Source organism: Nitrosomonas sp., assembly GCF_019635155.1.
Lineage (GTDB): Bacteria > Pseudomonadota > Gammaproteobacteria > Burkholderiales > Nitrosomonadaceae > Nitrosomonas.
In genome coordinates, this window is record NZ_JAHBZY010000002.1 from 230835 (window position 1) to 255402 (window position 24568).

At 42.1% G+C, this 24568-nt stretch carries 26 protein-coding genes; 16 read left to right on the top strand and 10 right to left on the bottom strand.

Translation table 11 applies throughout. The annotated features are described in order from the left end of the window. Positions 1-40: 40 nt before the first annotated feature. A complete protein-coding gene (locus tag KF839_RS02630; RefSeq protein ID WP_292916268.1) occupies positions 41-1651 on the bottom strand; it encodes an NAD-dependent malic enzyme in 1611 nt (536 codons plus the stop codon). A 228-nt stretch (positions 1652-1879) separates the two neighbouring features. On the opposite strand from KF839_RS02630, the gene KF839_RS02635 reads away from it, so the two are divergent. Beyond that, positions 1880-2308 (top strand): group III truncated hemoglobin, encoded by a 429-nt coding sequence (locus KF839_RS02635; RefSeq protein ID WP_292916269.1) that lies wholly within the window; start codon positions 1880-1882, stop codon positions 2306-2308. Between the two features lie 128 nt (positions 2309-2436). Next, positions 2437-4005 (top strand): sensor domain-containing diguanylate cyclase, encoded by a 1569-nt coding sequence (locus KF839_RS02640; protein ID WP_292916270.1) that lies wholly within the window; start codon positions 2437-2439, stop codon positions 4003-4005. A gap of 14 nt (positions 4006-4019) precedes the next feature. Here the strand turns inward: KF839_RS02640 and KF839_RS02645 are convergent, their stop codons facing one another. Continuing rightward, positions 4020-4799 (bottom strand): SH3 domain-containing protein, encoded by a 780-nt coding sequence (locus tag KF839_RS02645; protein WP_292916271.1) that lies wholly within the window; start codon positions 4797-4799, stop codon positions 4020-4022. A 297-nt stretch (positions 4800-5096) separates the two neighbouring features. Between KF839_RS02645 and KF839_RS02650 the strand changes: the two genes are divergently transcribed. The 4 genes from KF839_RS02650 to KF839_RS02665 all read left to right on the top strand — a co-directional run bounded on the left by KF839_RS02650 (position 5097) and on the right by KF839_RS02665 (position 8241). Then, positions 5097-5537, top strand: coding sequence for a universal stress protein (locus KF839_RS02650; protein WP_292916272.1), 441 nt, complete (start codon positions 5097-5099; stop codon positions 5535-5537). Positions 5538-5595: 58 nt separating this feature from the next. Beyond that, positions 5596-6378 (top strand): DUF4126 family protein, encoded by a 783-nt coding sequence (locus tag KF839_RS02655; protein ID WP_292916273.1) that lies wholly within the window; start codon positions 5596-5598, stop codon positions 6376-6378. A gap of 80 nt (positions 6379-6458) precedes the next feature. Further along, a complete protein-coding gene (earP, locus tag KF839_RS02660; RefSeq protein ID WP_292916274.1) occupies positions 6459-7595 on the top strand; it encodes an elongation factor P maturation arginine rhamnosyltransferase EarP in 1137 nt (378 codons plus the stop codon). 82 nt (positions 7596-7677) lie between these two features. After that, positions 7678-8241, top strand: coding sequence for an elongation factor P (locus KF839_RS02665; protein WP_292916275.1), 564 nt, complete (start codon positions 7678-7680; stop codon positions 8239-8241). 57 nt (positions 8242-8298) lie between these two features. On the opposite strand, the gene KF839_RS02670 is transcribed toward KF839_RS02665, so the two are convergent. From KF839_RS02670 to iscR, 8 genes are all read right to left on the bottom strand, one after another. After that, a complete protein-coding gene (locus KF839_RS02670) occupies positions 8299-8859 on the bottom strand; it encodes a NifU family protein (protein ID WP_292916276.1) in 561 nt (186 codons plus the stop codon). Positions 8860-8935: 76 nt separating this feature from the next. Beyond that, positions 8936-9418, bottom strand: a complete 483-nt coding sequence (sufU, locus tag KF839_RS02675) for a Fe-S cluster assembly sulfur transfer protein SufU (protein ID WP_292916277.1) — start codon at positions 9416-9418, stop codon at positions 8936-8938. Beyond that, positions 9418-10677 carry a cysteine desulfurase gene (locus tag KF839_RS02680; RefSeq protein ID WP_292916278.1) on the bottom strand — a complete coding sequence of 420 codons (1260 nt, stop codon included), beginning with the start codon at positions 10675-10677 and terminating at the stop codon, positions 9418-9420. Before KF839_RS02680 ends, sufU begins: the two co-directional genes overlap by 1 nt. 5 nt (positions 10678-10682) lie before the next feature. Continuing rightward, positions 10683-11972, bottom strand: coding sequence for a Fe-S cluster assembly protein SufD (gene sufD, locus KF839_RS02685; protein ID WP_292916279.1), 1290 nt, complete (start codon positions 11970-11972; stop codon positions 10683-10685). Between the two features lie 2 nt (positions 11973-11974). Continuing rightward, entirely contained in the window at positions 11975-12769 is a 795-nt protein-coding gene (gene sufC, locus KF839_RS02690) for a Fe-S cluster assembly ATPase SufC (protein WP_292916280.1), read from the bottom strand. After that, positions 12766-14202 carry a Fe-S cluster assembly protein SufB gene (sufB, locus tag KF839_RS02695; RefSeq protein WP_292916281.1) on the bottom strand — a complete coding sequence of 479 codons (1437 nt, stop codon included), beginning with the start codon at positions 14200-14202 and terminating at the stop codon, positions 12766-12768. Before sufB ends, sufC begins: the two co-directional genes overlap by 4 nt. Positions 14203-14304: 102 nt before the next feature. Next, positions 14305-14652: a HesB/IscA family protein gene (locus KF839_RS02700; RefSeq protein ID WP_292916282.1), complete on the bottom strand. Its 348-nt coding sequence runs from the start codon at positions 14650-14652 to the stop codon at positions 14305-14307. A gap of 163 nt (positions 14653-14815) precedes the next feature. After that, positions 14816-15277: a Fe-S cluster assembly transcriptional regulator IscR gene (gene iscR / locus KF839_RS02705; protein ID WP_292916283.1), complete on the bottom strand. Its 462-nt coding sequence runs from the start codon at positions 15275-15277 to the stop codon at positions 14816-14818. A 465-nt stretch (positions 15278-15742) separates the two neighbouring features. On the opposite strand from iscR, the gene rpoE reads away from it, so the two are divergent. From rpoE to era, 10 genes are all read left to right on the top strand, one after another. Further along, positions 15743-16342, top strand: a complete 600-nt coding sequence (gene rpoE, locus KF839_RS02710) for an RNA polymerase sigma factor RpoE (RefSeq protein WP_292916284.1) — start codon at positions 15743-15745, stop codon at positions 16340-16342. A 1-nt stretch (position 16343) separates the two neighbouring features. Continuing rightward, positions 16344-16913, top strand: a complete 570-nt coding sequence (locus tag KF839_RS02715; RefSeq protein WP_292916285.1) for a sigma-E factor negative regulatory protein — start codon at positions 16344-16346, stop codon at positions 16911-16913. After that, entirely contained in the window at positions 16913-17893 is a 981-nt protein-coding gene (locus KF839_RS02720; RefSeq protein ID WP_292916286.1) for a MucB/RseB C-terminal domain-containing protein, read from the top strand. Before KF839_RS02715 ends, KF839_RS02720 begins: the two co-directional genes overlap by 1 nt. Before the next feature lie 112 nt (positions 17894-18005). Then, a complete protein-coding gene (locus KF839_RS02725) occupies positions 18006-19421 on the top strand; it encodes a DegQ family serine endoprotease (RefSeq protein WP_292916287.1) in 1416 nt (471 codons plus the stop codon). Further along, positions 19405-19695, top strand: a complete 291-nt coding sequence (locus KF839_RS02730) for a glutaredoxin family protein (RefSeq protein ID WP_292916288.1) — start codon at positions 19405-19407, stop codon at positions 19693-19695. Before KF839_RS02725 ends, KF839_RS02730 begins: the two co-directional genes overlap by 17 nt. 101 nt (positions 19696-19796) lie before the next feature. Next, the gene (gene lepA, locus KF839_RS02735) at positions 19797-21590 is read left to right on the top strand and encodes a translation elongation factor 4 (RefSeq protein ID WP_292916289.1); all 1794 of its coding nucleotides are present in this window, start codon (positions 19797-19799) and stop codon (positions 21588-21590) included. Positions 21591-21684: 94 nt separating this feature from the next. Continuing rightward, positions 21685-22488 carry a signal peptidase I gene (gene lepB, locus KF839_RS02740; RefSeq protein ID WP_292916290.1) on the top strand — a complete coding sequence of 268 codons (804 nt, stop codon included), beginning with the start codon at positions 21685-21687 and terminating at the stop codon, positions 22486-22488. 33 nt (positions 22489-22521) lie between these two features. Beyond that, complete coding sequence (locus KF839_RS02745; RefSeq protein ID WP_292916291.1) at positions 22522-22893, top strand: DUF4845 domain-containing protein; 372 nt, start codon at positions 22522-22524, stop codon at positions 22891-22893. Between the two features lie 14 nt (positions 22894-22907). After that, positions 22908-23621, top strand: a complete 714-nt coding sequence (rnc, locus tag KF839_RS02750; RefSeq protein ID WP_292916292.1) for a ribonuclease III — start codon at positions 22908-22910, stop codon at positions 23619-23621. Between the two features lie 51 nt (positions 23622-23672). Then, a complete protein-coding gene (gene era, locus KF839_RS02755; protein WP_292916293.1) occupies positions 23673-24566 on the top strand; it encodes a GTPase Era in 894 nt (297 codons plus the stop codon). The last annotated feature ends 2 nt before the right edge of the window (positions 24567-24568 follow it).

The following is a 24568-nucleotide window of genomic DNA, read 5'->3' on the forward strand; positions in this document are numbered from 1 at the left end:
TCTTTTTCGGCTATCGTTCGCTATTTTTCTGAGCGCTTCCTCAATAGTTCGGTTCGTACATCAGCGATCTAATGTAATTGCTTAAATCCTGAGGTAAGCGGGTATCGGTTAATCCTTCATCGATCGCGACCCGGCATACCGCGAGAGCAATGGCATGAGACACTTCCCGGACGCGTGTGAGGGTAGGGTACACCGCTCCATCGCGCAGTTCTTGATCGGTAACGTTGCGTGCTAATTCCCGGGCAGCGGCTAGAAACATACTTTGGGTGATCAATCGCGCAGAGCTGGCATAAATACCTAATCCAATACCGGGAAAAATATAGGCGTTATTGCCTTGGGCTGGCTTGTAGCATTGATTGCGATATTGCACGGCGTTGAAAGGGCTACCACTGGCAAATATCGCCCGCCCCTCGCTCCATTGATAAGCCTGCTCTGCGGTGCATTCGGTATGCGAGGTCGGATTTGACAATGCGATAATTACCGGTCGTTCATTGACGGTCGCCATTCGCCGCACAATCGTTTCGGTAAATGTTCCGGCTACTCCGGTGGCACCAATCAGGACATCGGGCTTGATGACACTGATGGCGTCGGCAAAACTTAATGCGTCGTGTGCGTGAGCAAAAGGCTGGATGCGCGGTTTAATGTTTTCATTGGTTGCGGTGACGAGACCTTTCCGATCGATAAACCATAAACGTTGCTGGGCTTGTGCTCGGCTTAATCCGTCCGCGCAGAGTGCATCGGCTACTAATTCAGCAGTTCCACCTGCAGCGGAGCCGGTTCCCAGAAACATGATGTTTAGATCGGTAAATTTTTTCCCGGTGATGCGGCAAGACGAATAAATTCCCGCCAATGTAACAGCCGCAGTTCCTTGGATGTCATCATTGAAGCAACGGATTCGAGGGCTATAGCGGTCTAAAAATTCAAATGCATGGGGCGTCAGGAAGTCTTCAAATTGAATGATTGCATTTGGATAGCGTATTTGCACCGCGTTGATAAATTCCTCGACTATGGAACGGTAGCGATCACCGCTAATGCGAGGGAAAGGATAACCGAGATACAGAGGATCTTCGCGTAAAGAGGTATTATTGGTACCGACATCCAGCATAACCGGCATGCACTGTGCTGGATGTATTCCGGCGCAAGCCACATATAAAGCGACTTTTCCAATGGGGATTCCCATACCATTGGCACCCAAGTCTCCCAGCCCCAATATTCTTTCTCCGTCAGTTACAACGATAACTCTTACATCTTCTTCAGGCCAGTTTTTTAATATGGTTGCAATGTTTCCGTGATCATCCGGTGTAATATAGAATCCCTGCGGTTTCCTGAAAATGTGCGCGAATTCCTTACATGCTTCGCCTACGGTCGGGGTATAAACCAGGGGTAAAATTTCTTCAATGTGGTCAATGAGCGTTCGGTAAAAAAGCCTTTGATTGCTTTCAAGTAATCCATTTAGAAAAATATATTTTTCAATTGCGCTGGTTTTGCTGCGCAAGCTATCTAGAACGCGATCGACTTGCTTTTCGATACTTGCAACTTCATAGGGTAATAAGCCTCGTAAGCCGTAGTGTTCACGTTCTTCGCGTGAGAATGCAGTCGATTTCGTCAATGCCGGATTGGTGAGTAATGATTTGCCGTATAAGTTTTTCATATTAACTGTTACTTCTGCTGGAAAAGGGAGCCTATACTCAACATTATAACTGCGGTGCGTGAACTGTTTGGGCGGTTGGACAATCTCAGCAACCGGCGATAAACTTAGTCCTTCTATATATCTTAAAAATTAAAATTGTAGTCTAGGTGCAAGCATATCGGTTTTTAAGCTATATTAATAAACTCTTTAATAACCCGTACTGTTTTTTTTGAGAAAATTTATAAAATTATGAGTCAATCACCATCTTTTCCCATACCCGATCCCGATCTCTATAGCGAAGAAGAAATTGCTCAATTAGTTCATACCTTCTATGCGAAGGCTAGGAAAGATCCCTCTCTAGGACCTATTTTTGAAGGGCATGTGATTGATTGGGATGCACATTTTGTGCAAATGATCAATTTCTGGTCTGCACAGCTTCGTGGAACCAGCCGGTTTCGCGGTGCGCCCATGCCAAAACATATTGCCTTACCAGAGCTTTCCGCCGCGTTATTTGAGCGATGGCTGCAACTTTTTCATCAAACAACCAGTGAACTGGGAAATCCGCAGCTAGAACAGCATGCCAATGCGATCGCAAACTTTATTGCCGGTCGATTGTGGCAAGGCTATCAAATGAGTAATTATCCAGATCGACGTCCTGTTGCACTTCAAATCGTCTAGTCATGTCCGTATCCTGACCGGAAACTATGCTGAGAAGTATTAGAAGCAAAATTATTGTTTTTTCTATACTGGCGACTCTGATTCCATCGTTGGGTTTGGGCATATCCTCATTTCAGCGAAATGAGACGATGATTAATGAAAATTTGACGCGAGAGCTGCGTACCCTGGCGCGCAACACGAGCCGTGAATTGGATTTGTGGATTAAAGAGCAAATTCTCGCAGTGAGGGATCTGGCTGCATCCATTTCAACATCCAAGATTCTTATCGAAGGTCTTTCGGTAGAGAACCAGTTTTCTAAAAACCAATCCATCACGCTACCGAAAGCAACGGAACTTTACTTGAAGTCGGTACACAAGCGATTGGAAACAGTGCTGGAGTTAACAATTGTGGATGTGGAAGGTGAAATTATTGCCAGTAATGTGAGTGAGCCGTTTCCGATATTATTAGCTCAAAACTGGCCTGAGAATGCATCCATTCAAGGAGATTTAGTAGTTCCGCCTCAATGGAATGAGAATTACAAGACGGCCATATTAAGTATTGCAGTTCCGATATTGTCCATTGATGATTATATTCTGGGTGCGCTGATAGTGACATTTGATATGCAAAGCTTACAGCCTAATTTAAAAGATAAAATCAAATCCCCGCCAGGTGACGTCCTTTTATTGGATAAAGAAGGGCGTGTAATGCTTGCCAGTGATACTTCCCTTATCAATAAACCACTTTCATCCGAATCAAATGTGTTGTCCCGTTTACGAGATAATCCTGGGGAATATGATGTATTTCTAGGGGCGAAACAGCAGAAAGTCGCCGGTTTGGCTTATTTATCGGGAAAAATGCCTGTTACCATCATCGCAAGTAGAGACTATCAATTGATCTATTCAGCATGGGAGCAGCAACGGAACATGTTTTTTGGCTTGGTCAGCGTCATTATTCTGATCGTAACAGCGATCGCTTTTCGATTAAGCCATGCCATCGTGAAGCCATTGCAACGTTTAATCGATGCGACTGAGAAAATAGTCAAAGGCGATTTGGATGTTAAATTGGTTAATAGTCAACGGGATGAAATAGGTCAATTAACGCATACGTTTAATCAGATGACCGACAAATTGCGGCAAAATCAAGCTGAAATAAATGCTGCCGCAATCGCGATGCAACAAAAGAATCAGCTCCTTGAGACGCTGTCTGTAACCGATAATCTCACCGGACTTTACAATCGCAATAAACTGAACGCAATTATCAGCGATCAACTGGCGCGATTCGAAAGAAACAAGCGACCATTTGCTGTGCTGATGATTGATGTCGATTACTTCAAAACGTTAAATGATAGCCTCGGTCATGTAGTAGGCGATGAAATTTTAGCGGTGGTAGCGAAAAAAATTTCACAGTGTATTCGAAATGTGGATTTTGCTGCCCGGTTCGGGGGCGATGAGTTTATTATTATTTTGGCTGAAACAACCGCTAAGGAAGCAGAAAAAACCGCTGAGCGAATAAGAGCGCAAGTGGCGGATATTCATTGTGACACGATCGATAAAGATCTGCATGTAACTTTAAGTATCGGTGTCATACAAAGTGAGCCGGATGATATTTCGTTAACGATCCTATTATCTCGAGTTGATAGTGCGTTGTATGAAGCGAAGCGTGCGGGCAGGGATCAAGTGTATTGTATCTCTCCGAATACACCGGATGTCACATCTTAATTGCTTCGCTGCGATTAATTTTTTTCCGCTTCAAGACCTGTATTAAGAATCCAACCTTGTTTTTGGTCCACTTGCACACGCAACCATGTCCCTTGGCTTGCGTTGGCAGTGACTGCCGTAGATCTTTTTAAAGTGCTGATGATTTTTGATTGCGTATTAGGTGCATTGCGCAAATTAACATTGGCTTTGGTATGTAATTTTATCGGTGTATGAAATTCAAGTAACATCCCATTATCATTGGATTCCTTTTTGCGATTCGGATTCGTAATGAGCTCGATCAGATGCTTAGCTTGCGCAACATAATTCATTGCGGATGCATATTGATCTTTCGAGAAAAGCGCCGAGGCTGTTTCCGTCAGTTGCTGTGCTTGGGTCAATAAAATTTGATCCGATACCGGGATTTTAACTTGCTTCAGATGCTCTAAGGCTACTTCGGTTTCGGCAATAGCAGAAGCAGTACTTGGTTTAGTGGCTAATCGATGTAACTTTACTTGCGCGCGCGTAGCTTCTTTGTTGACTTCCTGTAGTGCTCGCGCTTGGTTCTGCTGTCGGATTTGTTGGTTTTTTATTAATTGATCCTTCTCTGCTAAAAGTTTTTTGAGGTGTGCAATTTCCTTACGTAGTTTTTCATCCTGTGAGGTAATGACAGGTGCCGGTTCAACGATAGGCGCGGGAATAGGTTCTTGAGTTGCACAACTGCCAAGGATGAATAGTATGAGAGATGCGAATAGAAGAGTTCGTGTGTGATCGGTGCTTAATGAGTAGAATGATTCTGTTTGTAACAAGACTCTCATCATATCGTTCCTTTATTACTTCAAAAGACTGCGCCGTGAATTTTGAAACTTGTTAAAGATTTGTATCCCTTTGAAGGAAAGTTGGAACAAATCTTTAGTTAAAGTGAGTCGAACCTACTGAAAAATTACAATTAATAATTATTGGATCTTTTATACTTTAAGAAATCAAGTGGTATACCCAATAAGGAATTGATAATTCCAAGAAATTTCGTCCACTTAATGATACCAACATTTGAAACAGATAACTAATAGCGGCGGCGGAATTATTGACGAAGATATTCATGAGGAGAAGATACGATGTATCAACGAATTTTGGTACCGATAGATGGCAGTGCAACTTCTGAGTCCGCATTGAATGAAGCGATAAAATTTGCTCAGCAGCAAAAGGCGCATATTGAAGTCTTATATGTCGTTGAAGATCTATTATTTTCTGAGAATGATGATTTTATTAATTACGCAGAGTTTGTGCGCTCGCTTCGTACTGGTGGCGAGAAAATACTTTTGCAGGCGCAAAAGAAATTACGCCAGGCCGGAATCGAACATGAAACGAAATTGATGGTTGCACAGGGTGAAAGAATAGTGGATGTGATTATCAATGAAGCCAAGAGTAATTCGGCAGATTTAATTATTATCGGAACCCATGGTCGAACGGGTTTTAGTCGTATCTTACTTGGCAGTGTTGCGGAAGGAGTCGTTCGGACAACGCATATTCCAACGCTTCTGATTCGTGGCGGTTAGTAAAGGCAAAGACGGTGTTATTCTAATAATTTGAGTTTATTTGTCAGGTTCTTGAAATATGGAAAACTATGAAGCGCTTCTGGCAACGATAGCTCTGACGATGGGGGCATCGTGGGCCAGCGGCATCAATTTATATGCCGTACTGTTGGTGCTTGGAGTAGGCGGATCGAGCGGTCATATTGATTTGCCTGCTGAGTTGTCGGTTTTGGAAGATCCGTTAGTTATTTTTGCAGCCGGGATTATGTATTTTATTGAATTCTTCATGGACAAGATCCCCGGGATGGATTCTGTATGGGATGCTATTCAAACGTTTATACGAATCCCTGCTGGTGCAATGCTGGCAGCCGGCGCGGTCGGTGATGTCACACCGGCGCTTGAAATTGCCGCGGGCATTCTTGGGGGCGGTTTAGCGGCAACCAGTCATGCGACCAAAACTGGTACTCGATTATTAATCAATGCATCGCCCGAGCCTGTTACCAATTGGTCTGCTTCCATTACCGGGGATTTGCTGGTGCTCTCAGGATTGTGGACAGCTTTAAATTACCCGCTCATTTTCATTGGGTTGCTGGTTATCTTTCTTGGTATAGCGATCTGGTTATTACCAAAATTGTGGTGTTTGATAAAACAGTTGCTAAACCGAATGCTTAATTTCCTAGGACTTGGCAAAGCACATTCCGAAAATGCTGCTGAAACAGAAATGCCCGATTCTGCAATTGAACTACAAGTGCAAGATTCATTGACAGCTTTAGAACGATTGCATCAATTAAAAGAGAAAGGCGCGCTCACCGAGCAAGAGTTTGAACGTCAGAAAAATATTATCTTGGATAAAAATTCCCGCTGAAATGCTTTGCAAATATCATTCAGGTGATTGAGAGTAATACATAGCTCTGATTTTTTCTTCTCTCATTTAAACAAGTTTTTATGCGATATCGCTGGGATATTTTTTGCAAAGTTATCGATAACTTTGGTGATGCCGGTGTATGCTGGCGGCTTGCTAGGCAGCTAGTGACGGATTTCCATCAAGAGGTGCGTCTTTGGATTGATGATCTGGATACTTTGGGCTACCTCACATCGAGGCTGAATCGCAATCTTTTATATCAAGAAGTTCAAGGCGTGACAATATGCCATTGGCAAGCAGTACAAGCTGAAGTTGTTTGCGCTGATATCGTGATCGAAGCATTTGCATGTGATTTGCCGGATTTTTATATAACGGCGATGTTGCAGAATAAAAAACAACCAGTATGGATTAATCTGGAATATCTGAGCGCGGAACCATGGGTTGCTCGCTATCATTTATTACCGTCTCCTCACCCACGACTGCCTCTTATCAAGTTCTTTTTTTTTCCTGGTTTTGTGAAAGGCACAGGAGGATTGTTACGGGAGAGGACATTGAAAGTACGACAATATGAATTTGATAAAACAGCTAAACAAGCGTTTATAAAGCGCAGTGGTTTGCTTGAGAGAGAATCAGGGAGTCTATGGATCTCGCTTTTTTGTTATGAAACTGCACCCTTAGAGAAATTGATACATGTATTGTCAGAATCTCCAAGGTCTACGCTGTTAATCGTACCGGAAGGAAACATAGCGAATCGTATTCTGGTGATTCTTAAAGATGCGTCAGCCTTAACGGCTAAATTGATAGTACACAAACGATTATCCATACAGATTATTCCGTTTCTGGAACAAGCGGATTATGATCATCTATTGTGGTGTTGCGACATCAATTTTGTAAGAGGTGAAGATTCTTTTGTGCGTGCACAATGGGCTGCAAAGTTGTTTGTTTGGAATATTTACCGGCAGCAGGAGCGAGCGCATTTGAAAAAAATGGATGCATTTCTCGAATTATATACCGCAAGTATGCCAGTTCCCATGGCGATTGCAGTAAAGGAAATGTGGAGTTGCTGGAATGGCCGTGGTGAATTACATGCTGAAGCTTGGATGAACTTCTTGGCTTTTCGTGAGTCACTGATGCAGCATAATGAAGATTGGATTAATCAACTAATGGCACAAGAGGATCTGGGTGCTAACCTAGTGCAATTTGTTGAAAATCGGCTATAATCCGCAACTTTTATTAGTAAAGTCTATTGGCTTAGTATCGCATCAATATTGTTTATAACTCTATTATTTTGGAACTGGAAATATGAAGACCGCAATGGAACTACGTTCAGGCAATGTCATTTTAATTGGTAATGATCCTATGGTTGTGCAGCGAGCGGAATTTACCAAATCTGGTCGTAACGCATCTGTGGTAAAGATGAAACTAAAAAATTTGTTTTCCGCTACAACCACTGAAACGGTTTATAAAGCGGATGAAAAATTTGATCTGGTGGTTTTGGATAAAAAAGAATGCACTTACAGCTATTATGCCGATCCGCTCTACGTTTTTATGGATGCTGATTATAATCAGATTGAAGTCGAAGCGGATAACATGTCCGATGTTTTGAACTATTTGATCGACGGTATGGAAGATGTTTGTCAAGTAACCTTCTATGATGGAAAGGCCATTTCAGTCGAATTGCCATCAACGATTGTGCGCGAGGTTGAGTATACCGAACCTGCAGTTCGTGGAGATACTACAGGGAAAATTATGAAACCGGCTCGTTTGGCAGGTACTGGGTATGAGATTCAGGTGGCGGCTTTTGTTGGAATCGGTGATAAGATTGAGATCGATCCGCACAATCATGAATTTAGAAAACGTGTTTGATAATAATATGTATTGAATCAAAAAAATAGGTGGCATCGCCACCTATTTTTTTGATTATCAACTCGCGATTACCTGAATATCGGGTTCGATAGTTTTAAGCATATTTTCAATTCCTCTTAAAGTGCCGGAAATTGAACTTGGACATGTGCCGCAAGCACCTTGGTAATGAATGCGAAGAATATTTCCTTCGAGTCCCAGTATATGCAAATCACCGCCATCATGCTGCAAGTAAGGTCTTACTTCTTCGTCCAGAAGGATATTGATTTTTTCCAAGCGCAATTGATCTTCCGGGGTTAAATTGGCAAATGCCTGATTGGCGTTAGCAACGGCTTCAGCGGATTGCGCCGAGGCGGCGGGTGCTGCACGGATAGGATCAGCAATTTCCCTAGCCAAATCCTGCCAGTTGGCATCACCATCCTGAGTCACAGTGATCCAATGATCAATATAAAAAACATTGGTGACGTGATCAATATCAAACAATGCCGACGCCAGTGGATCATCTTTTGCAGACTCGGCATTATCGTAGGAACGGGCAATTCCCCAGGTGAGCGGTTCTTTAAGAATAAATTTTAATGCATTCTTGTTAGGGGTTCCTTCAATATCAGCTATTTTGGGCATTTTATTATCAGGAAAAATGAATATTAAATCGGAGTTTTTGCATTTCAAACTCAAACATTTATAAAAATTTTTATGATTAGGATTGGCTTGATACCGCCTGAAGATCGTTTGAAGTATCTTCAGTTGACACATTACTGACTGAATTGAGTGCTGCTTGCAGGGTATGCCACGGCAGAATTGCGCATTTAACGCGTGTGGGTAAATCCCGGATTCCCGAGAAAACCGTTAATCGCCCCAAGTGATGGGGTTGATTGATATCTAATTTTCCGGTAGCCAATTCGCGGAATTCAGCAATCAACATTTCCGCATCTGAACGTGTTTTTCCTTTGATTGCCGTTGTCATCATCGAAGCGGAGGCTTTGCAGATAGCGCAGGACTCTCCCTCAAATGCAACGGCACTGATCCGCTCATCTTCAACTTGCAAAGTGATATCGAGACGATCACCGCATAATGGGTTATGACCGATGGCGTGGTGACTGGCTGGATTTAACTTGCCGTAATTTCGCGGCTTCCGGTTGTGATCCAGAATGACTTCTTGATATAGGGAATTGGAATGCATTATAAAAAAACCTTTTGAACAGTTCTGATGCCAGCAGCTAAAGCATCAATTTCAGATTTTTTATTGTAAAAAGCAAAAGAAGCGCGTGAAGTGGCTGGAATATTAAATCGCTGCATAACCGGTTGAGCGCAATGATGACCAGTTCGCACGGCAATACCATCTTGGTTCAGAATGGTACCGATATCGTGTGGATGGATGCCATCAATGGTGAATGAAATGACCGCGGCTTTTTGGGGGGCCGTGCCAATAATTCTGACACCTGGGATTTCGGCAAGGCTTTCGGTTGCATAATCCAGTAATGTGGATTCATACGCCGCGATATTTTCAATGCCGATCGCGGTTAAATAATCAATCGCAGCGCCAAATCCAATGGCAGCAGCGATGGGTGGCGTGCCGGCTTCAAATTTGTGCGGAATCGTATTGTAGAGTGTTTCTTCAAAGGTGACCGAGGCAATCATGTCACCGCCGCCTTTAAAAGGTTGCATGGATTCAAGCAATGCTGCCTTTCCATAAAGAATCCCGATGCCGGTTGGTCCACACAATTTGTGCGCTGAAAAAGCATAGAAATCGCAATCGAGCGCTTGTACATCAATTGCAAGATGGGGGGCAGCTTGTGCACCATCAATCAATACCGGAACACCGTGTCGATGAGCAAAATCGATCATTTTCTTGATCGGATTGATGGTCCCAAGCGCATTGGAAACATGGATCAAGCCAACGAATTTGGTTCGCTCGTTAAATAATTTTTCATATTCGTTAATTTCCAGTTCACCAGTATCAGTGATAGGTACTACACGAATTTTTGCACCCTTTTCTTCAGCTAGCATTTGCCAGGGGACAATATTCGAGTGATGTTCCATGGTTGTAAGAATGATTTCATCGCCCGCTTTGATAAACTTACGGCCATATCCATGCATGACAAGATTGATCGAATCGGTGGTGCCACTGGTAAAAATAACTTCCCGATCTTCACGAGCATTGATGAATTGTTGCAATTTGCACCGCGCATTATGGAATTCCATCGTTGCAATTTCCGATAGATAATGGACGGCACGATTGATATTGGCGTGCTGCGTGGTTTGATAACGCACTAAGCGGTCAATGACGAATTGCGGCATTTGGCTGGATGCTGCATTGTCAAGATAAACCAATGGTTTGCCATCGACTTTCAACTTAAGTATTGGAAAATCCGCACGGATCTTTTCCCAATCTGGATTGCTGATAAAGTCAGACTTCAGAGATACTTGAGTGATATTCATTGTTATTATTCTGATTTCTGATAAAGGATAGCTTGTTCCAGTCGCTGTCTGAGCGATGTTACCGGAATGCGGTTGATAACCTCTGCAGCAAAAGCATAGGTTAATAAGCTACGTGCAGTGGCTGGGGATAGACCTCTGCTACCCAGGTAGAACAATTCTTCTTCGTCCAATTGTCCGACTGTTGCGCCGTGCGCACATTTAACATCATCCGCAAAAATTTCCAGTTGCGGCTTTGTGTTTACTTGAGCAGTTTTACTGAGCAACAGATTGCGGCTGGATTGTGAGGAGTTTGTTTGTTGTGCATGAGGGCGGACAACGATTCTTCCATTAAAGACGGCGTGCGCTTTTTCATTAACAATGCATTTATGTTGTTGATAGCTCGTTCCATGAGGCTTGATGTGATCGATGCATGAATGTGTATCGGCGAGTTGCTGATTAGAAATCATGGTGAGTCCATCAATTGTACATTCCGCTGCTTCATCATTTAAAAAAACATTCTGGTTATAGCGGGAAATCCGGGCGCCTGTTGAAATACTGATTGATTGATACTGACTTGCCCGATCCAGTGAAACCGCGCAGTTAGCCAAATGGAAAGCTTCCAGATTCTCGCGCTGAATCCTGATATGCTTCACATTTGCATGCGGTGCAAGAAAAAATTCACTCACAGAATTGGTAATATATTTCGCGTTGTTATGAGCAATGTATTCTTCTACGAGAGTAATATTGCTACCTTCTTCGCAAACCAGGAGGCAGCGCGGGTAACTTGTCACTTCATTTTGAGTGGCGATAAACAATAAATGAATAGGGTCTCGAACGGCGGCATTTTTTGGAATTGAAACGACTGCTGCGTCACTGAGAAAAGCTGTGTTTAGCGCTGTAAATACATTATCCTCATATTTGGCAAGCCTGCCGAGATGAGATTCCAAATATGCAGAGTTTGAAGACAAAAACATCGGTAAATTGCCAACCGTTAATGAAGTTGGATCAAAAATTGACAAACTGGAAGAAAAATACCCGTCAATAAATACCAAACGGATTTTTGCTTCCTTTAGGAACAAATGCTCAACATCCCCTATATGGATAATATTCTCAGGTTGCGAAGGCCGGAAAGGGAGATGAGTTAACGCGGAGATATCAGTGAATCGCCACTCTTCGTCGCGTTTGGTGGGTAATCTCAGCATACTGGCTTGATCGATTGCATTGGCACGCAATTGATTAAGCCACGACGATGGTTTTGTATTTGTGAATGGCCATAATTCCAGAGAGCGTTCAAGATAGTCAGTATTAATAACCATGATCAGGCAGTTACCTTGTTTGTGGATTCGCTATGATTGATTACCCAATCGTAACCTCGTGTTTCTAATTCCAGCGCCAGCTCTTTTCCTCCCGTCAAAACGATACGGCCAGCATGCATTACATGGACAAAGTCCGGCACAATATAATCTAATAGGCGTTGATAATGCGTGACTAAAATGGTGGCATTATCTTTATTCATAATTTGATTTACGCCGTTAGCCACCGTTTTGAGTGCATCAATATCTAGTCCGGAATCCATTTCATCCAGAATGCTTAGCCGAGGCTCTAGCAAAGCCATTTGCAAGATTTCATTCCGTTTTTTTTCACCACCTGAGAAACCTTCATTTACACTGCGATCCAGAAAATCCGGCTTCATATTTAATAATTTCATTTTTTCTCGAACGAAATCATCAAACTCGAGCGGATCCAGTTCTTCTTTTCCACGTTGGGATTGAATGGTGTTATACGCAAGGCGCAGAAACTGTATATTCGCAACGCCAGGGATTTCAACGGGATACTGGAATGCTAAAAACAATCCGGCATGCGCTCGCTCCTCGGGAGGTAAATCAAGTAAGTTTTTGTTTTCAAATTGGATGGAGCCCGCTGTTATCTCATAAGCTGAATGACCGGCCAGTACTTTCGCGAAGGTGCTTTTGCCAGAGCCATTTAATCCCATAATGGCATGGATTTCACCGCGCTTAACTGTCAGATCAATTCCTTTCAGAATTTCCTTGCCATTGATGCTGGCGTGCAACCCCTGTACAGCAAGAATGGTTTTACTATTACTAACAATCATCCTACACTTCCTTCCAGTTTAAAGCTGAGAAGTTTCGTCGCTTCAACAGCAAATTCCATTGGCAATTGTTGAAACACGTCTTTGCAGAAGCCATTAATAATCATCGAGACGGCTTCTTCCGCGTCAATACCACGTTGGGAAAAGTAAAAAAGCTGATCTTCACCTATTTTTGATGTTGAGGCTTCATGTTCTACTTTGGCAGTATTGTTGTGTACTTGAATATACGGAAATGTATGAGCGCCGCATTGGTCGCCTATCAGCATAGAATCGCACTGCGAGTAGTTCCGCGCACCTTCCGCAGTCGGAGAGATTCTTACCAGGCCGCGATAGCTGCTATTTGAGTGACCGGCTGAAATACCTTTGCTAACTATCGTGCTACGAGTATTTTTACCGAGATGTATCATTTTTGTCCCCGTATCAGCCTGCTGATAATTGTTTGTAACAGCTACTGAATAGAATTCGCCTACAGAGTTGTCTCCACGCAGGATGCAGGAAGGATATTTCCATGTGATCGCGGAACCTGTTTCAACTTGAGTCCAAGATATCCGGGAATTCCTGCCTTTAGCCAGCCCACGTTTAGTGACGAAATTGTATATGCCACCAACCCCGTTTTCGTCGCCTGCATACCAGTTTTGCACCGTTGAATATTTGATATCTGCATCATCCAAAGCAATGAGCTCAACCACTGCGGCATGCAATTGGTTGGTATCGAATCTGGGTGCGGTGCAACCTTCAAGATATGAAACGGATGCACCTTCTTCTGCAATGATTAAGGTGCGTTCAAATTGCCCGGATCCTTCGGTATTTATACGGAAATAGGTTGATAGATCCATCGGGCATTTCACGCCTTTCGGGATAAAACAAAATGAGCCATCCGTAAATACCGCAGAATTTAATGCGGCAAAGTAGTTATCTCCGACGGGAACAACCGATCCAAGGTATTTCTGGATTAATTCGGGATGATTATGTACGGCTTCCGATATGGAACAAAAAATAATGCCAACATCAGCAAGCTTCTGTTTGTAGGTGGTTGCGACCGATACGCTGTCGAAGATTACATCGACTGCGACGCCCGCCAATGCGGCACGTTCATGCATCGGTACGCCGAGTTTCTCGAACGTTCTCAGTAACTCAGGATCCACTTCATCCATGCTGGATAGCTTTTTTTTAGGCTTGGGAGCCGAATAATAGCTGATATCCTGAAAATCGATCGATGGATAATGGACATTCTGCCATTTAGGCTCGGTCATTGTCAGCCATGTTTTATAAGCTTCCAGTCGGAATGTTAGAAGCCATTCCGGTTCATTTTTTTTGGCCGAAATTAACCGGATAATATCTTCGTTTAACCCTTTGGGGGCAACATCGGATTCAATTTCGGTAACGAAGCCATGCTTATATGGTTGATTAACCAGACTTTGCAGTACTGCACTCATTTGGTTTCTTCCTTTATTTTCTAATTCATACTTTCAAAAGAAAGCATGAATTGCCAGATAGTTTTTGTGATTTTCCAATAAAAAGAAAAATCTTATTTTTAATTATAAGGTAATTGCGTTTGATTCTTTAATGCTGAAACTATCTCCACACCCGCAGGTATTATCAATGTTTGGATTGATAAACTTAAAAACACTGTTGAGACCGTCTTTCGTAAAGTCAATATGAGAGCCATCAATGTATGGAAGACTTATACGATCGACAACAACCCTGATGTTGTTGGATTCGAACAATTGATCATCCGGGTTAATTTGATCAGCATAATCGAAAGTGTAAGAAAAACCGGAACACCCTGATTTTTTTACTCCGATGCGAAAAGCCAACCCCTTACCACGCTTCGCAAGTTGTTGCTGAATATGCTTTGCGGCATTTTCTGTCAATGTAATTGGCATATGGTTTATCCAAGAAATTCAATTCACTGCAATATCACTGATTTTCATATTGATTTTTTGGAACTGTATATCAATACTGAAGAAACAGCGATAAATTCGACATTACTTGAATTAATTTGTTCTGTAGCAACTTTGCATATACATTAGACAGCAATTATCCAATTCATGCAGCGGTTGATTCTCGCATGTCGAGAAGCGGTACAATCGCTTCGTTTTGCTGAGTGATTTGATTGTCAACTAATTCTTTCAGCGTTACAGCACCAAGATATTCAAAAATCAGATCATTCAATTTTGCCCACAAATCATGAGTCATGCATTTACCATCATTGTGACAATTTTCCTTACCACCGCATTGCGTCGCATCAATGGGTTCGTCAACAGCGAGGATAATATCAGCTACGGATACTTTATCTAAGTCTTTTGCGAGACAATAGCCGCCGCCTGGCCCACGTACACTGTCGACTAGCTCTGATTGACGTAACTTCGCGAATAACTGCTCTAAATATGATAGTGAAATTTTTTGCCGTTGACTGATGTCTGCCAAAGTCACAGGCTGATTGCTTTGTTGCAAAGCTAGGTCAAGGAGTGCCGTTACTGCAAATCTACCTTTTGTTGTTAGTCTCATGTCTTGCTCCTATAAAAAACGAACGGGTTGAAGATAAATTATTTCTCAAAAATACCCGATTGATTTAGTCAACTATACGATACTTGATTAATTTAGTCAACTATCCTGCTTATTTTTTTATTATTAGGAAGATAATTTATATTAACTATAGGAAAGATAGAGATTTTTATGAAGATTTGATTGGGAAGGGCTAGGCACTTAAGTGCTGGGATGAGGTGGTCTGCTTGATTTCTTACACTTAAGCATTTGTTGTTTTGGAATGAAAATTTTCCTTTACTAAGAAGGGCGATTAATTATGAACTTATCGATAAGGCAAATTGTCTTTATTGCGAGTAACGTACGGTGACATAGTTCCCGAGATTGAATTGGATAGGTATACTTCATCTATTGCGTCATTATGATATGACCTATAATGCACACAAGTATTAATCTACATTCATTCAAAATGCTCAGGGATCAAGTTGTATGGGTGATCGGGAGATCGATCAGCAGTTAGTAGAAAGAGTTCAAGCCGGAGACAAGCATGCATTTGATCTACTAGTCATTAAGTATCAACGTAAGCTCGCACGTTTGCTGTCGCAATTTATACGTGACTCGGCTGAAGTTGAGGATGTTACTCAAGAAGCCTTTATTAAAGCGTATAGGGCGTTGCCTTCATTTCGTGGGGATAGTGCTTTTTATACTTGGTTGTATCGAATCGGCATTAATACTGCAAAGAATTTTCTGGTATCTCAAGGCCGTAAGCTACCTACTCTGCAAGGCTTCGAAAACGAGGATGGTGATGATTTTGAGGGAAGTAGCTTACTAAAGGAAATGAATACTCCCGAAAGTGAACTGATGAGCCAACAGATTGCTCAAACGGTTAATCTAACGTTGGATTCATTGCCTGAAGAATTAAGAACTGCGATTGTTTTGAGGGAAATTGATGGATTAAGCTATGAAGAAATTGCAAATATTATGAATTGTCCTATTGGGACCGTACGTTCACGCATTTTTCGTGCACGTGAAGCGATATCTGAACAATTACGTCCTTTGCTGGGGACAAGTAAAGACAAGAGGTGGTAATGTGAAAAATAAATTATCTTCATTGATGGATGGTGAACTTGAGCGTGAAAATGTGTCGGATGTTATTGCGGCGATCAAAAGAGAGGAAGAGTTGCGGGAAGAATGGAAGGTTTATCATTTAATTGGAGATACCTTGCGACAATCATCACGGCTATCGATGAATATTTCTCCTGGAGTTAGTCATAAATTAAAATCCGAGCCTACGATCCTTTCCCCAATTGTTTCAGTGACATCAACGAGCAGCACTAATAAACAAAAATATAAAGTGTTTGCTTTTTCAATTGCAGCTTCCGTTTTTGCAATGGTCTCTGGATGGCTGATTATGCAAAATTTATATGAACCGAGAACGATAATTGTTGCTGAACAAACCAATCGTGACAATAACTTAAATGCCCCTCCCGTTATGGTCGCAACACCGCCATCTATATATAATTTCTCGCACCCTCCCATTGAAATGAATGATTATTTATTTGTTCACCGAGAATTCTCTCCAGGCGTAACTCTGCGGGGACAAGTAACCAATGTTAATATTAATAGTGCTACCGAATATCACGAAAGATATGGGAGATGATGAGTTGTAGAATTGTTGCGCTGTTTTTGTTGCTTGTTATTTGTTTACAAACAGCGTGGGCACAAGAATTATCACTCTCGTCGGAAAGTGCATTGGCTTGGATAAAAAAAATGACCGATGCGCCTCGTCAGCACAATTTTTCAGGAACATTCGTTTATTATGCTGATAGCCAAATAGAGACCTCGCGCATTGTTCACAAAATTGATAAATCAGGTGAGCATGAAAAAATCGAAGTTTTAGATGGAATGCCACGCATTGTTTTTCGCCATAATGATGAAATGAGATGCTATCTACCGGAAAGCAAAAAAGTTTATACAGAAAGGCGTTGGTTCCGAAAATTTTTCCCCGATTATATTCTGTATCCGGCTGACGGTATTGATAAAAATTATCATATAACAGAAGCCAGACGAGAGCGAGTGGCGGGCCGTGAGAGTCAGGTTTTATCACTAATACCGAGAGATTCCTTACGTTTTGGGTATCAATTCTGGATTGATAGCGAATCAGGTTTGCTTCTGAAAGTGACTGTCACGCATGGGAATGAAGTCATTGAGCAATTTGCGTTTGCACAACTGGAGATTGATTCGGAAATTTCTTCTGAGCAAGTAAACCCCGATGTGTCGATGATTTCGAATGATTGGAAAATTACCAATCTGACCGCATCCCTTTTAAACAAAGGCGAGTTGAAATGGGAAATCACAAGTCTCCCCGTCGGCTTCAGAAAATTGGTGGAAATGAAACGAAATCTTACAGAGAAGCCAACGTTAGTCGATCATATTGCTTTGACTGACGGTCTCGCAACAGTTTCAATTTTTATTGAGCCCATTGACAAGAATGAATCACCAATGGCGGGGTTATTCTCGAGTCGCGGCGCAATTAATATTTATGTGAGAACTGTCGAGGCTAATAAAATAACGACGATTGGCGAAGTTCCTCTGGAAACAATTAAATTAATTGGTGATGCTGTTATTAAGCAAAAATAATGTTTCTCGGCATGATTGATTTAGATTTCTGTAGTTGTGAATTAAAGTGCTGTTTAGTTTAATAAAAATTATAAAGAATAATTATTTATAAAGTATTGCAAGGATCGACGCCATGTTTCAGTTTTTATTTTTTCCATTACTATTATGCTCAACGCTTGTGTTTGGGCAGACCAACGGACTTCCTGATTTTACGGGGTTGGTTGAAAAACATGGCGCCGCAGTAGTTAATATTAGCGCCGTACAGAATGCGAGTACTTTGAATAATCAAGCAATTCCAGAATTTCCGGGAATTCCGGAAAACTCTCCTTTCTATGATTTTTTTAGGCGGCATATGCAGCCATTCTCGGGGCCGAGAAAATCGGAACCAAAATCGTTAGGATCGGGTTTCATTATTAGCTCTGACGGCTATATTCTGACCAATGCGCACGTAATAGAGACTGCGGATAAGATTACGGTAAAATTGAACGATAAGCGAGAATATGCAGCTGAGATTGTCGGGGCCGACCGGAAGACCGATATTGCTTTACTCAAAATTAATGCGACTGATCTGCCCAAGGTAACGCAGGGTAATCCGGAAAATCTAAAAGTCGGCGAATGGGTGGTAGCCATAGGTTCTCCGTTTGGTTTTGAGCACAGTGTAACGGCGGGTATCGTGAGCGCAAAGGGGCGTTCATTAGCGCAAGAGAACTATGTTCCATTTATTCAAACCGATGTGGCCATTAATCCCGGAAACTCTGGTGGACCATTGTTTAATATGAAAGGAGAAGTGGTCGGAATTAACTCTCAGATATACAGTCGCACGGGCGGGTTCATGGGATTGTCATTTGCTATACCGATCAATGTGGCGACAGAAATTGCTGATCAATTAAAAGTAAGTGGTAAAGTAAGTCGTGGAAGAATCGGTGTTATGATTCAGGAGGTTACCAAAGAATTGGCAGAGTCTTTCGGTTTGGCGGAAAGCAAGGGGGCGTTGGTTGTGTCAGTTGAGAAAGGTAGCCCTGCTGATCGAGCTGGTATAAAAGCGCGCGATATTATTTTATCGTTTGACGAGAAACAAATTGCAACGTCTTCAGATTTGCCACGGATAGTTGGCAATACTAAACCGGGTTCGAAAGTGTTCCTGCAAGTTTGGCGGGATGGTGCCTTGAAAAAAATTAAAGTTGAGGTTGGGGACACTCCTTCTGATCAAACTGCGGAAAAACGTAAGCAAAAACCGGATGTAAAAACTGAAGACCCTAATCGCTTGGGATTAATTTTAAGTGAAATTACGGCTGAGCAAAAGAAACAACTGGAAATTGCAAATGGATTGTTGGTCGAGGAAGTACAATCTGGAATCGCCAGTCGTACAGGAATTCGCAGTGGAGATATTATTATGGGTTTGAATAGTAAAGATGTGAAAACCACTGAACAATTTAATGAACTGCTTAATCAAGTGAAGAGCGGAAAAAATATTGCCTTGTTGATTAAACGAGGGGAGATGACGACTTTTATCACGATGAAACTCACAGACGATGACGACAAGCAATGAGCAGGGATTGAATGTTTCTCGGTCTGCAAACATGTTGATATTGTATGGTCGTGAGGAGTGTCATCTTTGTCAGGACATGATACTTGCACTGCGGAAGTTGCAAGAGCAAGTATCATTTAATTTTCAAGTCATTGATATCGATAGCGATCCGGCACTGATCGCTTTGTATGGAGAGAAAATCCCAGTGCTCATGTCACCTGTTACTAATCAAGAAATCTGCCATCACTTTCTGAATTTAACGGCATTAGATGATTATCTTGCTAAATTTAGTTAGAATGCTGCCTCTTTTATCAGTCGATACAATATTTTAATTTCCGGGTTGATATTTGTATTTTTGATTGTTCTGGAAGTTAATTTTAATTATTTCATATCCCGATGCAGCATATTCGCAATTTCTCCATCATTGCCCATATTGATCATGGTAAATCCACATTGGCGGATCGCATTATTCATTTGTGCGGCGGTCTATCGGATCGCGAGATGGAAGAGCAGGTACTGGATTCCATGGACTTGGAGCGTGAAAGAGGGATTACCATTAAGGCTCAGACTGCTGCGCTGCACTACAAAGCAAGAAACGGTAAAGTTTATTTGTTAAATTTGATCGACACGCCTGGACATGTTGATTTCTCCTATGAAGTCTCACGTTCGTTAGCGGCGTGCGAAGGCGCACTGCTGGTTGTTGACGCATCACAAGGCGTGGAGGCTCAGACGGTTGCTAATTGCTATACCGCAATTGAGCAAGGCGTCGAAGTTATTCCAGTTCTGAATAAAATTGATTTGCCGGCTGCTGATCCTGAACGCGTGATTCAAAATATTGAAGAAGTCATTGGGATTGATGCGCAAGATGCTGTGCGGGTCAGTGCAAAGACAGGATTGGGAGTGGAAGATGTTCTGGAAGCCTTGATTGAAAAGATTCCCGCGCCAACCGGTGATCCGAATGCGCCACTGAAAGCACTGATTATTGATTCTTGGTTTGATAATTATGTAGGTGTCGTGGTTCTGGTCAGAGTGATGGAAGGAACTCTTAAACCGGGTGATAAGATGTTGCTGATGGCGACAAAAGCGGAGCATTTGTGCGAACAAGTAGGCGTGTTTGTTCCCAAATCGGTTCAACGTGATGCACTCAGTGCTGGTGAAGTGGGGTTTATCATTTCCGGGATTAAAGAACTTGATGCGGCGAAAGTAGGTGATACGATAACTTCCGCTATCCGCCCGGCAGATAAACCGCTTCAGGGTTTCAAAGAGATCAAACCGCAAGTGTTTGCCGGGCTGTATCCGGTTGAGTCCAATCAATACGATGCACTGCGTTCCGCTCTTGAAAAGCTGCGGCTCAATGATTCATCATTGCATTTCGAACCGGAAGTTTCACAGGCATTGGGATTTGGTTTTCGTTGCGGTTTTCTGGGGTTGTTGCATATGGATATCGTGCAAGAGCGGCTGGAAAGAGAATACGACATGGATTTGATTACCACTGCACCAACAGTGATTTATCAAGTGCTGATGCGGGATGGATCGATAATCGAAATTGAGAATCCATCTAAGATTCCGGATCTTTCGAAAATTGCTGAAATTCGTGAACCGATCATCACCTCAACCATTATCGTACCGGAAGAATATGTTGGCGCCGTGATCAAATTGTGTGTCAGCAAGCGCGGTAATCAAACCAACATGCAATACATGGGTAAGCAAGTAATGTTGACTTATGAAATGCCACTCAACGAAGTCGTAATGGATTTTTTTGATCGATTGAAATCCACGAGTCGTGGTTATGCATCATTGGACTATGAATTCAAAGAGTTTCGGGCTTCCGATCTTGTGAAATTGGATGTATTGATCAACGGGGATAAGGTTGATGCGCTGTCGTTGATTATTCATCGAAGCAATAGTCAATATCGAGGGCGCGAGTTGGTGCAAAAAATGCGCGAATTAATCCCGAGGCAGATGTTCGATATTGCCGTGCAGGCTGCAATTGGAGCGCACATCGTAGCGCGTGAAACAGTTAAAGCGTTACGTAAGAATGTGTTGGCAAAATGTTACGGTGGCGATATAACCCGTAAACGAAAGTTGCTGGAGAAACAAAAAGCAGGTAAAAAGAGAATGAAGCGAGTAGGTAATGTCGAAATTCCGCAGGAAGCATTTCTAGCAATTTTGCAGGTTGATAATAAATAATGGCGATTAATACTATTGAACCGATCTCCAGCACTGATCAGGGAACGGTGCGCGTCAGTAAGATACTGATTCAGCTGAAATCAAGGGAATTATTATGAATTTTCCCTTAATTCTGTTTGTACTGCTTGTCGTGACAGGCATTATCTATTTATTGGACTATTTGTTTTGGAGTAAATCACGTGCTGAGGGGGATAGTGAGCCTTGGTGGATTGAGTATCCGAAAAGTTTCTTTCCGATTATTCTGATAGTTTTCAGTTTACGGTCTTTTGTGATCGAGCCGTTTAAAATTCCATCCGGATCCATGATTCCCACATTGCTGGTTGGTGATTTTATATTGGTCAATAAATACACCTATGGGATCAGGTTGCCAGTGATTAATAAGAAAATCATGGATGTCAATGAGCCGCAGCGTGGCGATGTTCTGGTTTTTCGTTATCCGGAAGATCCATCAATTGATTATATTAAGCGAGTGATAGGAATTCCCGGAGATACGATCACTTATCATAATAAGCAATTAATCATTAATGGCGAAGTGGTGAGGATGGAGTATGAAGGGGATTATAAATATGTCGAATCGGGGTTAGGTTATATTTATGCCGATCAATTCACGGAATATCTTTCTGATAAAAATCACTCTATTTTGATTAATCAAGATGTTAAAGGAATGCAATATGCGAATGTGAGGCAGTTCGAGTTTCGTGAGAACTGCAAATATCGACGCTCGGGGTTTACTTGTGAGGTCCCTTCCGGAAGTTATTTCACACTCGGTGACAACCGTGACAGTAGTAGCGATAGCCGCTATTGGGGATTTGTTCCGGAAGAAAACATTGTCGGAAAAGCTTTCATGATTTGGTGGAATTTCAGCGATCTTAGCCGTATCGGACTTTCTATCGATTAATATTTTAGGAACTCTCATCAGGAAGGGGTATGCATGAAGTATTACGCAACACTGAAAAAGCAGAAAGGTATCAGTTTATCAGGTCTGTTGTTGTGGGGAGCGATCATCGTAATACTCGCTGTTTTTACTTTAAAAGTTGCACCTGTCTATCTCGAATATTTCTCGATCAAGAAAAATTTCAATGCCATTATTAAAGAAACAAGTTTGCAAACTCCAGACTTACATCAAATCAGAACGTCCTTTGGTAAACGCGCTTCAATCGATAATATTAAATCGATCAATGCCCAGGATATTCATATGAGAAAAGAAAATGGGCGATTTATCTTGAGTACAAAATATACCGTGAAAATTCCACTGGCTTCTAATATCTCATTGCATATTGATTTTGAAGCCGATAGTGATTGATATTTGGAAACACCATGACAAATGGAACCGCTCAGACCGGTAATCAATTTTTGGTTGCATTTTGTAAACGTCTTGGTTATTCCTTTGCCGATCCTAGATTATTGCAGGAAGCCCTAACGCATCGAAGTCACAGCGTTCCTCATAACGAACGGCTTGAGTTTCTTGGTGATGCAGTATTGAATTGTGCGATGGCCGGTTTAATTTATAAAAACTTTCCGGATTTGCCGGAAGGTCATTTATCGCGGCTACGTGCAAATTTTGTTAATCAAGCGGCGCTATCAAATATTGCTCTTAATTTGCAGCTTGATAAGCTGATTAAACTGGGAGAAGGGGAACTAAGGAGCGGAGGCGCTCACAGGCCTTCTATATTGGCAAATGCATTTGAAGCTGTCTTAGGTGCCATCTATTTAGATAGCGGCTTCGTGCATGCTGAACAGGTCATTGGTGCGTTGTATCTACCTCTTTTCCAGAATATTGATCTGGAAACACAGGGAAAAGATCCTAAAACATTGCTGCAAGAGTTTCTGCAGGGCCGGAAATTGACTTTGCCGGAATATAACGTTGTGACAACGACGGGTAAAGCGCATAAACAGAAATTTCAAGTTGAATGCATGATTCCATCGCTTGGCATCCGTACAATTGGGGAAGGTGCCAATAGGCGGGGTGCAGAGCAGGCTGCGGCCAAGATGGCGTATGAGAAAATTTGCTTACCTGATGATTGCAAATAAAGATAGAAGTTGCAATTTGGAATGCATCACACTAAAAACAATTTCTCTTCGATGACTAATGATATTGAGTTCCGTGCGGGCTACATTGCGATTATCGGTCGGCCAAATGTTGGAAAATCAACCTTATTAAACAATTTGCTGCAACAGAAAATTAGCATTACATCTAAAAAAGCGCAAACGACTCGTTTTAGGATTAATGGCATTTTGACGGATCAGCAAGCGCAATTCATTTTTGTGGATACGCCGGGATTCCAGACCCAGTACACTAACCGGTTGAATAAATTCATGAACCGGGTGGTGACACAAAGTGCGCGGGAAGTCGATGTAATACTGTTTGTTATCGAAGCGATGCGCTTTGATCAAAGAGATATCGATGCGCTCAGAGTCATACCTAAAAATATTCCAGTCATTCTTGTAATTAATAAAATCGATCAGCTCACTGATAAAAATTTGTTGTTGCCTTTTTTAAGCAGCATGGCGGAAGCCTTTGATTTTTCCAATATCATTCCGGTAAGTGCCATGCAAAAAACGCAATTACCGGAATTGCTCGATACGATCCGCGGTTACTTACCGGTAAATCCACCCATCTATGAAAAGGATGACGTAACGGATCGCAGTGAGCGGTTTTTAGCCAGCGAATTCATCCGAGAAAAGTTGTTTCGCTTGGTGGGTGATGAAATTCCATATTCGACCAGTGTTGTGATTAATCAATTTAGTGTGGAAAATCATTTGCACAAAATTTATGCCACTATTCTTGTTGAGAAACCCAATCAGAAAGCAATTCTGATTGGGAAAAAAGGTGAGAAATTGAAGCGAATAGCAACAGAAGCGCGTATCGATATGGAACAATTGTTCAGTGGAAAAGTTTATCTGGAAGTTTGGGTGAAAGTTAGAAACGGCTGGGCTGATAGCGAAGCTGCGCTTAAAAGTCTAGGGTACGAGTGAGG

What these genes read in the sequence shown, in the direction of transcription:
- lepA (WP_292916289.1), top strand. Translation starts at nt 19,797, where the DNA reads ATGCAGCATATTCGCAATTTCTCCATCATTGCCCATATTGATCATGGT.
- KF839_RS02635 (WP_292916269.1), top strand. Translation starts at nt 1,880, where the DNA reads ATGAGTCAATCACCATCTTTTCCCATACCCGATCCCGATCTCTATAGC.
- KF839_RS02665 (WP_292916275.1), top strand. Translation starts at nt 7,678, where the DNA reads ATGAAGACCGCAATGGAACTACGTTCAGGCAATGTCATTTTAATTGGT.
- earP (WP_292916274.1), top strand. Translation starts at nt 6,459, where the DNA reads ATGCGATATCGCTGGGATATTTTTTGCAAAGTTATCGATAACTTTGGT.
- lepB (WP_292916290.1), top strand. Translation starts at nt 21,685, where the DNA reads ATGAATTTTCCCTTAATTCTGTTTGTACTGCTTGTCGTGACAGGCATT.
- sufB (WP_292916281.1), bottom strand. Translation starts at nt 14,202, where the DNA reads ATGAGTGCAGTACTGCAAAGTCTGGTTAATCAACCATATAAGCATGGC.
- era (WP_292916293.1), top strand. Translation starts at nt 23,673, where the DNA reads ATGACTAATGATATTGAGTTCCGTGCGGGCTACATTGCGATTATCGGT.
- KF839_RS02720 (WP_292916286.1), top strand. Translation starts at nt 16,913, where the DNA reads ATGAGTTGTAGAATTGTTGCGCTGTTTTTGTTGCTTGTTATTTGTTTA.
- KF839_RS02670 (WP_292916276.1), bottom strand. Translation starts at nt 8,859, where the DNA reads ATGCCCAAAATAGCTGATATTGAAGGAACCCCTAACAAGAATGCATTA.
- KF839_RS02730 (WP_292916288.1), top strand. Translation starts at nt 19,405, where the DNA reads ATGACGACAAGCAATGAGCAGGGATTGAATGTTTCTCGGTCTGCAAAC.
- KF839_RS02630 (WP_292916268.1), bottom strand. Translation starts at nt 1,651, where the DNA reads ATGAAAAACTTATACGGCAAATCATTACTCACCAATCCGGCATTGACG.
- sufU (WP_292916277.1), bottom strand. Translation starts at nt 9,418, where the DNA reads ATGCATTCCAATTCCCTATATCAAGAAGTCATTCTGGATCACAACCGG.
- KF839_RS02725 (WP_292916287.1), top strand. Translation starts at nt 18,006, where the DNA reads ATGTTTCAGTTTTTATTTTTTCCATTACTATTATGCTCAACGCTTGTG.
- KF839_RS02680 (WP_292916278.1), bottom strand. Translation starts at nt 10,677, where the DNA reads ATGAATATCACTCAAGTATCTCTGAAGTCTGACTTTATCAGCAATCCA.
- sufD (WP_292916279.1), bottom strand. Translation starts at nt 11,972, where the DNA reads ATGGTTATTAATACTGACTATCTTGAACGCTCTCTGGAATTATGGCCA.
- KF839_RS02650 (WP_292916272.1), top strand. Translation starts at nt 5,097, where the DNA reads ATGTATCAACGAATTTTGGTACCGATAGATGGCAGTGCAACTTCTGAG.
- KF839_RS02655 (WP_292916273.1), top strand. Translation starts at nt 5,596, where the DNA reads ATGGAAAACTATGAAGCGCTTCTGGCAACGATAGCTCTGACGATGGGG.
- rnc (WP_292916292.1), top strand. Translation starts at nt 22,908, where the DNA reads ATGACAAATGGAACCGCTCAGACCGGTAATCAATTTTTGGTTGCATTT.
- KF839_RS02645 (WP_292916271.1), bottom strand. Translation starts at nt 4,799, where the DNA reads ATGAGAGTCTTGTTACAAACAGAATCATTCTACTCATTAAGCACCGAT.
- KF839_RS02700 (WP_292916282.1), bottom strand. Translation starts at nt 14,652, where the DNA reads ATGCCAATTACATTGACAGAAAATGCCGCAAAGCATATTCAGCAACAA.
- sufC (WP_292916280.1), bottom strand. Translation starts at nt 12,769, where the DNA reads ATGATTGTTAGTAATAGTAAAACCATTCTTGCTGTACAGGGGTTGCAC.
- iscR (WP_292916283.1), bottom strand. Translation starts at nt 15,277, where the DNA reads ATGAGACTAACAACAAAAGGTAGATTTGCAGTAACGGCACTCCTTGAC.
- KF839_RS02745 (WP_292916291.1), top strand. Translation starts at nt 22,522, where the DNA reads ATGAAGTATTACGCAACACTGAAAAAGCAGAAAGGTATCAGTTTATCA.
- KF839_RS02640 (WP_292916270.1), top strand. Translation starts at nt 2,437, where the DNA reads ATGATTAATGAAAATTTGACGCGAGAGCTGCGTACCCTGGCGCGCAAC.
- rpoE (WP_292916284.1), top strand. Translation starts at nt 15,743, where the DNA reads ATGGGTGATCGGGAGATCGATCAGCAGTTAGTAGAAAGAGTTCAAGCC.